The organism is Roseicyclus sp., from assembly GCF_965662675.1.
Taxonomy (GTDB): Bacteria; Pseudomonadota; Alphaproteobacteria; order Rhodobacterales; family Rhodobacteraceae; genus Roseicyclus.
In genome coordinates this window covers 1-8,097 of record NZ_CBFIIK010000116.1, presented here as the reverse complement: position 1 = coordinate 8,097, position 8,097 = coordinate 1, and the positions used below count along the sequence as shown (strand labels likewise).

The following is an 8,097-nucleotide window of genomic DNA, read 5'->3' as shown; positions in this document are numbered from 1 at the left end:
GCGCATCGACGCATTGGCCATGAATTGAACGATCCCATGCCAGAGGCGCTGCGACTTGCCGCCCATGACGGGGCGATGTTAGGCGAACGGGCCGATGCGGCGCGCGCGGCGCTTTGCGTGCGCGGCATGACGGTCAGCTATGGCGAAAAGCCCGCGCTCTTTTCGGTCGATGCGACATTCCCCGCCGGGTCCATGTCGGCGATCATCGGGCCGAACGGGGCGGGGAAATCAACCTTTCTGAAGGCGGCCCTTGGTTTGATCCCCATGGTCTCGGGTGAGGTGCAATTCTTTGGTCAACCGCTGGCAAAGGCACGTGGGCGCATTGCTTATGTGCCGCAACGCGCCTCGGTGGATTGGGATTTTCCCACCACGGCGATCGATGTCGTCTTGATGGGGCGTTATCGCAGCCTTGGGCTTTTGCGCCGGGTCGGGCGGGCCGACATGGCCTTGGCGCAAGACGCGCTGGCGCGTGTGGGGATGGAGGGTTTTGCCGACCGCCAGATCGGGCAGCTGTCCGGCGGTCAGCAACAGCGCGTCTTCTTGGCCCGCGCGCTCGCCCAGCAGGCCGATCTTTACCTGCTCGATGAGCCCTTCGCCGGGGTCGATGCGGCCACCGAGCGCGCGATCATCACCGTGCTGAAATCGCTCAACGCCGCCGGAAAATCGGTCATCGCGGTCCATCACGATCTGTCCACGGTGGTGGATTATTTCGACCATGTCTTCCTCGTGAACGTGCGCGCCATGGCGCAAGGGCCTGTCGCGCAGGCCTTTACCACGGCCGCCTTGAGCCAGACTTACGGGGGGCGGCTGGGGGCGGGGCAGCTTGATCAGTTGCATCCGGCGGGGCGCTAGACGGGCATGGCGGGCTTTGTCGACGCGCTGATGTTGCAGGCGGGCTATAACGCGGCGCTGGTGACGATCGGGGCGACATTACTGGGCTTTGCCGCCGGTATGGCGGGAACATTCCTGTTCTTGCGCAAACGCGCGCTTGTGTCGGATGCGATGGCGCATGCGACCTTGCCGGGGATCGCGCTGGCCTTTCTCGTCATGGTGGCCTTGGGCGGGGAGGGGCGCAATCTGGCCGGCCTTTTGGTCGGGGCGGGGCTGAGCGCGCTGGCGGGGCTTTACCTGGTCGATTGGATCGTGCGCCGCACGCGGCTGGCCGAGGATGCCGCCATCGGGGCGGTGCTATCGGTGTTTTTCGGCATTGGCGTGGTGTTGTTGACGGTGATCCAGTCCCTTGATCGCGGGCGTCAGGCGGGGCTGGAGGATTTCTTGCTCGGTGCCACCGCGGGCATGCTGATGCAAGATGCGGTACTGATCGCGGTGGGCGGGGCGCTGGTGGTGGCGCTGATCGTGCTTTTGCGCCGCCCCATGACGCTGGTCGCCTTTGATCCCGGCCATGCGGCCGCGCTGGGGGTGCGTGTCGCGCGCATCGATCTGGTGATGATGGGGCTGGTCATGGCGATCACGGTGATCGGGCTGAGCTTGGTGGGGCTGATCTTGATCGTCGCGCTGTTGATCATTCCCCCGGTGACTGCGCGGTTCTGGACAGACCGTGTCGGGCGGATGCTTTGGATGGCGGGCTGTGTCGGCGGGGCGTCAGGCTATCTTGGCGCGGCGCTTTCGGCCACGGTTCCCGATCTGCCGACGGGGCCGATCATCGTGCTGATCGCCGCGGCACTCTTTGCGCTGTCTCTGCTTTTCGCGCCGCGCCGGGGGGTGTTGGCCGCGGTCTTGGCAAGGCGACGTTTTCAGGCGCGTGTGCATTGGCGCCAAGGCCTGTTGTCACTGGCGCGCGCTGAGCCCATCCACGACCCTTTGACGCTGCGCCTTTTGCGCGGCGCGGGTGTGATCCGCCCCGATGGTGTCGCCACCGACAAGGGGCGGGCGCTGGCCGCCAAATCCTTGCGCGACGAGCGCCGCTGGGACATCGCGCGCGCGATCCATCAAGACACCGCACTGAGCGGGCGCTATGACGGGCTGACACCCATCGAAGAGGTCTTCACCCAAGACCAGATCGTCGATTTCGACGCGCGGATCGGCCCGCCACAGCCGGTGGGGGGCGGGTGATGGGTGCCGAATTCGTCCAGTTTTCCCTGACACCCCTGCTGATTGGGGTTTTGGCGGCCATCGCCTGCGCGCTGCCCGGCAATTTCCTGATTCTGCGCCGTCAGGCCTTGATCGGGGATGCGATCAGCCATGTGGTCTTGCCCGGTATTGTCGTTGCCTTTCTGGTCACCGGAACGGTCGCGACCATGCCCATGCTGATCGGGGCGGGTGCCGCCGCGCTTGTTGCGGTGATCTTGATCGAAGCCGTCCGCCGCTTGGGCCGGATCGAGCCCGGCGCCGCGATGGGGGTGGTCTTTACCGCGCTTTTCGCAGGCGGCGTGCTGTTGCTCGAGCAATCCGACACATCGCGCGTCCATCTCGACGTCGATCACGCGCTGATGGGCAATCTGGAAACCCTGATCTGGCTGCGCGCCAGCGGCTGGCATAGCCTGTTGGACCCTGTCGCATTGTCCCATCTGCCGCCTGAATTGCCGCGGATCGCCTTGGTGGCGGCGTTGATGGGGGCGCTGACGCTGATCTTTTGGCGGCCCCTGAAACTCTCGACCTTTGACGAGGGCTTTGCCCGCGCCATCGGCCTGCCGGTGTCGGCCATCGGCCTGGCGCTGGTGATCGCTGCCGCTATCGCCGCGGTGGCGGCCTTTGATGCGGTGGGCTCGATCATCGTGATCGCGATGTTCATCTGCCCGCCCGCGACCGCGCGGCTGATGACCGACAGGCTGGCGAGCCAGATCTGGCTGTCGGTCGCCATCGCGGCGCTTTCGGCGGTGCTTGGTTATGTGCTGGCGGGGTATGGGCCGATCTGGCTGGGCTTTGACAGCGCGGTCAGCGCCGCGGGCATGATCGCGACCGTGTCGGGGGTGATGCTTGCGATGGCCTGCCTTTGGGGGCGCGCGCGCGCAGGCGCGGGCGTGGCGCCGGGCGGATGAGCGATGGGTTGCGGTGCGCGCCGGGGCGGGGCAGGGTGACGCTCGTCGCGTAATCCTGACTGAAAGCTTGCCATGACCGATGCCTATGATCCCGCCAAAGACGGCGCCACCATGTCCTATGCGCGCGAGATGAGCTATGGCGACTATCTTGCACTGGACGGGCTGCTCGATGGGCAAAAGCCGCTCTCTGACGCGCATGATGAAATGCTGTTCATCATCCAGCACCAGACATCCGAACTTTGGATGCGGCTGGCGATCCATGAACTGACCGCCGCGCGCGCGGGGCTTGCGGCTGGTGATGTGCGCGCCGTGTTCAAGATGCTGACACGCGTTGCGCGGATTTTCGAACAGCTCAACGGCGCATGGGATGTGCTGCGCACCATGACGCCCTCGGAATACAGCGATTTTCGCGATGATCTGGGCAAATCCTCGGGGTTTCAGTCGCACCAATATCGGCGCATCGAATACATGCTGGGTAACCGCAACCAAGCAATGCTCAAGGTGCATGAACACCGCCCCGCGCTGCATGGCGCGCTGGTGGCGGAGCTTGGCCAGAAATCGCTCTACCACGTGGCGCTAGACCGGCTGGGACGCGAACTGGGCACGGATTTCAGCGCGCATTACAAGATGGACGCGCCCCATGCCGCCCAAGAGGCGATCCGCGATGCATGGGCGCAGGTCTACCGCGATCCGCCCGCGTATTGGGCGCTTTACGAGCTGGCCGAAAAGCTGGTCGATCTGGAGGATTACTTCCGCCGCTGGCGTTTCAACCATGTTACCACGGTCGAGCGGATCATCGGCTTCAAACGCGGCACGGGTGGCACATCCGGCGTGCAATATCTACGCCGCATGCTCGAGGTGGAGCTGTTCCCCGAGCTGTGGCAGGTCAGGGGGCAATTATGAGCATCTTGCGCAAACATCTGTTCGATCTGCCCGCGGGGGTGATTTATCTCGACGGCAATTCGTTGGGCCCTTTACCCAAATCGGTGCCCGCGCGCGTGGCGCAGGCAGTGACGGGGCAATGGGGCGCGCATCTGATCAAGGGCTGGAACCTTGACGGCTGGATGGCGCAGCCCTCACGCGTGGGCGACCGGGTGGGGCGGCTCATCGGGGCGGCACCCGGCAGCGTGGTGATGGGCGACACGCTCTCGATCAAGGTCTATCAGGCGCTGTCCGCCGCCCTGCAGATGCGCCCTGACCGACGCGTGATCCTATCCGACAGCGGCAATTTCCCGACCGATCTTTACATGGCCGACGGGCTGATCCGGCATCTGGGCCATGGTCACACGCTGCGCGTGGTCGCCCCCGAAGACGTGGCGGGTGCCATCACCGACGAGGTGGCCGCCGTGATGCTGACCCAAGTCGATTACCGCACGGGCCGGATGCACGACATGGGCGCGATCACACGCGCCGCCCATGCGGCGGGTGCGGTGATGATCTGGGATCTGGCCCATAGCGCCGGGGCGGTGCCCGTCGATCTGGCGGCATGCGGCGCGGAATTCGCGGTGGGGTGCAGCTATAAATACCTCAATGGCGGCCCCGGCGCGCCCGCCTTCATCTATATCCGCCCCGATCTGGCCGATCATGTCGATCCGGCCCTTGCCGGATGGCTGGGCCATGCCGCGCCCTTCGCCTTCGATCTCGATTATCGCCCCGCGCCCGGTGTGGCGCGGATGCGGGTCGGCACGCCGCCGGTCTTGCAGATGACAGCACTCGACGCCGCGCTCGATGTCTGGGAGGGGGTGGATATGGCTGATTTGCGCGCCGCCTCGATCGCCTTGTCCGAGCGGTTCATCGCGGAAATGGCGGCGCGCTGCCCCGATCTGGCCTTGGCCAGCCCGCGCGACCCGGCATTGCGCGGCAGCCAAGTCTCCTTCCATTTCGCCCAAGGCTATGCCGCGATGCAGGCTTTGATCGCGCATGGGGTGATCGGCGATTTCCGCGCCCCCGACATCATGCGCTTCGGCTTCACACCGCTTTACATCGACGAGGACGATGTGGTCGCCGCCGCCGAGATCCTTGGGCGTATCATCACGCAACGCCTGTGGGACCGCCCCGAATATCACGCGCGCCACGCCGTCACCTGACGCGGGTCAGCGCAGCAGGAACAGCGTGATCCCCGGGAAGGCCACGAGGATCGCCACCCGGATCAGGTCGGAGGTCACGAACCACATCACCGCGCGATAGGTGGCGGTGATGGGTGTCGCGCGGTCCATGGCGTTGATGATGAACAGGTTCATCCCGACAGGCGGCGTGATCAACCCCACCTCGACCACGATCAGCACCAAGATGCCGAACCAGATCGCGGTCAGCGTGGTGTTGAAATCGGCATGCATCGCCTCCGTCACGGGGCGCAGGCCAAGGGCGCGAAACTCGTCCCGGCTCAGCGCAATGCCTTCGGCCAATTTCGCCTGCGCCTGCGCCAGAAGATCCGGGGCCATACTGATGCCATCGACCACGCCTTGTGCCAGCCTTGCGGCCTGCATGTCGATGAGCGTGATCAGCCCGAAATCCAATCCCGCCATGACGGGCCAAAAGATCGGAATGGTCAGCAATATCATCGACAGGCTGTCCATCAAGCAGCCCATCACAAGGTAGAAGACCATGATCAGGATCAGCACGGTCAGCGGCGTATAGCCTTGCCCGACTACCCACAGCGATAGCTCCTGCGGCATTTGTGTGAGCGCGAGGAAGGAATTATAGAGTTTCGCGCCCAAGATGATGAAAAAGATCATCGCGCTGGAAATGGCCGTCGAGATGATGCTTTGTTTGAAGAGCGACCAAGTCATGTTGCCGCGCGCGACAGCCAGAAGGCCTGTGCCAGCCGCGCCCACCGCCGCCCCTTCGGTCGGTGTGAACCAACCCGCATAGATGCCGCCCACCACAAGGCCGAAGACCGCGATCACCGGCCATATCTCGGCCAGCGCGCGCAGGCGCGCGACATAAGGCACGCGGGCTTTCACGCCCGCGCTTTCAGGGTTCAGCCGCACATAGATCGCGATTGTCAGCATATAGCCGATAGCCGCCAGAATGCCGGGAACGAAGGCCGCTAGAAACAGCGAGGCGATGTTTTGCTCGGTCAAGATGGCATAGATCACCAAGATCACCGAGGGCGGGATCAAGATGCCGAGCGTGCCGCCTGCCGCCAAGGTCGCGGTGGAAAAGCCCCCCGAATAGCCATAGCGGCGCAATTCGGGCAGCGCCACGCGCCCCATCGTGGCCGCCGTCGCGAGCGATGAGCCGCAAATCGCGCCGAAGCCTGCGCAGGCCCCGACGGATGCCATGGCAACGCCCCCCTTGCGATGGCCGAGCCAGCCTTCGGCGGCACGAAACAGCGCCCCCGACATGCCCGACAGCGTCGCGAATTGCCCCATCAACAGAAACATCGGGATGATCGACAGCGAATAGCTGGAAAAGGTGGCGTAGCTTTCCCCCTTGAGCAGGTTCAGCGCCATATCCGGGCTGCCCGTCAGTAGCCACAGACCACCTGCACCCATCATGAACATCGCAGCCCCGATGGGCGCGCGCAGAAAGATCAGCGCCAAAAGCACCGGGAAGGACCAAAGACCGATGGCGAAAGCGCTCACGGCTCGGCCCCTTCGGAGGATAGGGGATCTTGCCCTGTTCGCACCGCGCGCAGGCGCATCATCGCGCAATAGACCCCGACCAGCCCCGCGACCAAGGCCGCCAGAAAACTTGCGCCATAGGCCCACCAGACCGGCATTTGCAGCAAGAAGGTCGTTTGGCCATTGTCGAGCTTTTCAAGAAAACCCAAGTAAAGCCGCCAGCCGATCACGATGATGATCGCGGCCAGCACCACCTCCCAAAAGGCGGCCAGGACGCGGTTGATGCGGGCGGGCAGGGCGCTTGCGATCAGATCGACCCGCGCATGTCCCGCCGATAGCTGGCAGATCGGCAAGAAGGCGAAGATGGCGAATGCGATGCCCGCCTCGATCAACTCGTAATCACCCGTCACCGGCCCGCTATGGGCGGTCAGCCATGTGGCGAAAGCGGGTGCAAGCGCGGCCATGGTTGCGCCATGCGCAAGGCTGTTCAAGCCGCGCCCGAGAATGCTCAGACAAGTCATTGCCACCAAAAGGCACAGCACCAGACCGCCAAGCAATGCCATCACCTGCGCAAGGCGTGTGATCATGTTCAGCATGGCTTGGTCCCTCGCGCAGCCGTTGGGTTTAAGCGTTCTGGCGCGATATAGCGGGCGATGGCGCAGCGCGCCACCGCTTGCGGCGATCAGTTCGCGGGCAGGTTCTCGGCGATCAGCGCGCGCGCGCGCGCCACCAGCGCCGCCCCGTCGACGCCTGATGCGGTCAGATCGGCCACCCAAGTCTCGATCGTGGGTTCGGCCGCCGCGCGCCATGCGGCGACTTGGGCCTCATCGAGCGTGATGATCGTGTTGCCCTGATCCTCCGCCATCTCGCGGCCCGGCGCGTCATAGTCTTGCTGCACCCGGCCCGCATTGGCCGAGAATTCCAGCCCCGAATGGGCATCGATGATGGCGCGCAGATCCTCGGGCAATGCTGCATAGCTTGCGGGGTTCATCGCCAAGATGAAAGTCGCGGCATAAAGCGCCTCGCCGCCGAATTCGGTGTGATATTCCACCAGTTCGGCCACGCGGAGCGCGGTCGTCACCTCCCACGGGATGACGGTCGCATCGATCACCCCTTGGGCCAGCGCCTCGGGGACAGCCGGAACCGGCATGCCGATGGCGGTGGCCCCCAGCGCCGAGAACATCAGGTTCGTGGTCCGCGTGGGCGCGCGCAGCTTGACGCCCGCCAGATCGGCGACCGTGGTGATGGGGGTCTTGGAATGGATCACACCCGGCCCATGCACCCAAAGCCCCAGAACATGGAGACCCGCAAAATCGGTTGCCATCATCTCTTCTTCGGCCAATTGCCAAAAGGCCCGGCTGGCGGCTTCGGCATTGCCGCCTGCGATGATGAAGGGCAGCTCGAACACCTCGGTCCGGGGAAAGCGGCCCGGCGTATAGCCCGGCAGCGTCCAGACGATATCGACCGTGCCGTCGATCGCTTGGTCGATTAGCTGCGGTGGCGTGCCGCCCAGCTGCATCGAGGGGACGCGC

At 64.7% G+C, this 8,097-nt stretch carries 8 protein-coding genes; 5 read left to right on the top strand and 3 right to left on the bottom strand.

Annotation, left to right across the window (positions count from 1 at the left end):
- The first annotated feature begins 36 nt into the window (after window positions 1–36).
- The 5 genes from ACTG4J_RS13520 to kynU all read left to right on the top strand — a co-directional run bounded on the left by ACTG4J_RS13520 (window position 37) and on the right by kynU (window position 5,086).
- A complete protein-coding gene (locus ACTG4J_RS13520; RefSeq protein ID WP_439140270.1) occupies window positions 37–852 on the top strand; it encodes a metal ABC transporter ATP-binding protein in 816 nt (271 codons plus the stop codon).
- Window positions 853–858: 6 nt separating this feature from the next.
- Window positions 859–2,073 (top strand): metal ABC transporter permease, encoded by a 1,215-nt coding sequence (locus ACTG4J_RS13515; RefSeq protein WP_439140269.1) that lies wholly within the window; start codon window positions 859–861, stop codon window positions 2,071–2,073.
- Window positions 2,073–2,999 (top strand): metal ABC transporter permease, encoded by a 927-nt coding sequence (locus ACTG4J_RS13510; RefSeq protein ID WP_439140268.1) that lies wholly within the window; start codon window positions 2,073–2,075, stop codon window positions 2,997–2,999. Before ACTG4J_RS13515 ends, ACTG4J_RS13510 begins: the two co-directional genes overlap by 1 nt.
- A 72-nt stretch (window positions 3,000–3,071) precedes the next feature.
- Window positions 3,072–3,902, top strand: a complete 831-nt coding sequence (locus tag ACTG4J_RS13505; RefSeq protein WP_439140267.1) for a tryptophan 2,3-dioxygenase — start codon at window positions 3,072–3,074, stop codon at window positions 3,900–3,902.
- Window positions 3,899–5,086, top strand: coding sequence for a kynureninase (gene kynU, locus ACTG4J_RS13500; protein ID WP_439140266.1), 1,188 nt, complete (start codon window positions 3,899–3,901; stop codon window positions 5,084–5,086). The genes ACTG4J_RS13505 and kynU overlap by 4 nt, the downstream gene beginning before the upstream one ends.
- A gap of 6 nt (window positions 5,087–5,092) precedes the next feature.
- Here the strand turns inward: kynU and ACTG4J_RS13495 are convergent, their stop codons facing one another.
- The 3 genes from ACTG4J_RS13495 to ACTG4J_RS13485 form a co-directional block, all read right to left on the bottom strand.
- Window positions 5,093–6,586: a TRAP transporter large permease gene (locus tag ACTG4J_RS13495; RefSeq protein WP_439140265.1), complete on the bottom strand. Its 1,494-nt coding sequence runs from the start codon at window positions 6,584–6,586 to the stop codon at window positions 5,093–5,095.
- On the bottom strand, window positions 6,583–7,161 hold the full coding sequence (locus ACTG4J_RS13490; protein ID WP_439140264.1) for a TRAP transporter small permease: 579 nt from the start codon (window positions 7,159–7,161) through the stop codon (window positions 6,583–6,585). Before ACTG4J_RS13490 ends, ACTG4J_RS13495 begins: the two co-directional genes overlap by 4 nt.
- Window positions 7,162–7,247: 86 nt before the next feature.
- Window positions 7,248–8,097 (bottom strand): TRAP transporter substrate-binding protein (locus ACTG4J_RS13485; RefSeq protein ID WP_439140263.1); only part of this gene is annotated, 850 nt, incomplete at its 5' end.

Bases quoted from the DNA above. Each gene is read 5' to 3' on its own strand.
- kynU (WP_439140266.1), top strand. From the start codon at position 3,899: ATGAGCATCTTGCGCAAACATCTGTTCGATCTGCCCGCGGGGGTGATT.
- ACTG4J_RS13520 (WP_439140270.1), top strand. From the start codon at position 37: ATGCCAGAGGCGCTGCGACTTGCCGCCCATGACGGGGCGATGTTAGGC.
- ACTG4J_RS13505 (WP_439140267.1), top strand. From the start codon at position 3,072: ATGACCGATGCCTATGATCCCGCCAAAGACGGCGCCACCATGTCCTAT.
- ACTG4J_RS13510 (WP_439140268.1), top strand. From the start codon at position 2,073: ATGGGTGCCGAATTCGTCCAGTTTTCCCTGACACCCCTGCTGATTGGG.
- ACTG4J_RS13490 (WP_439140264.1), bottom strand. From the start codon at position 7,161: ATGCTGAACATGATCACACGCCTTGCGCAGGTGATGGCATTGCTTGGC.
- ACTG4J_RS13515 (WP_439140269.1), top strand. From the start codon at position 859: ATGGCGGGCTTTGTCGACGCGCTGATGTTGCAGGCGGGCTATAACGCG.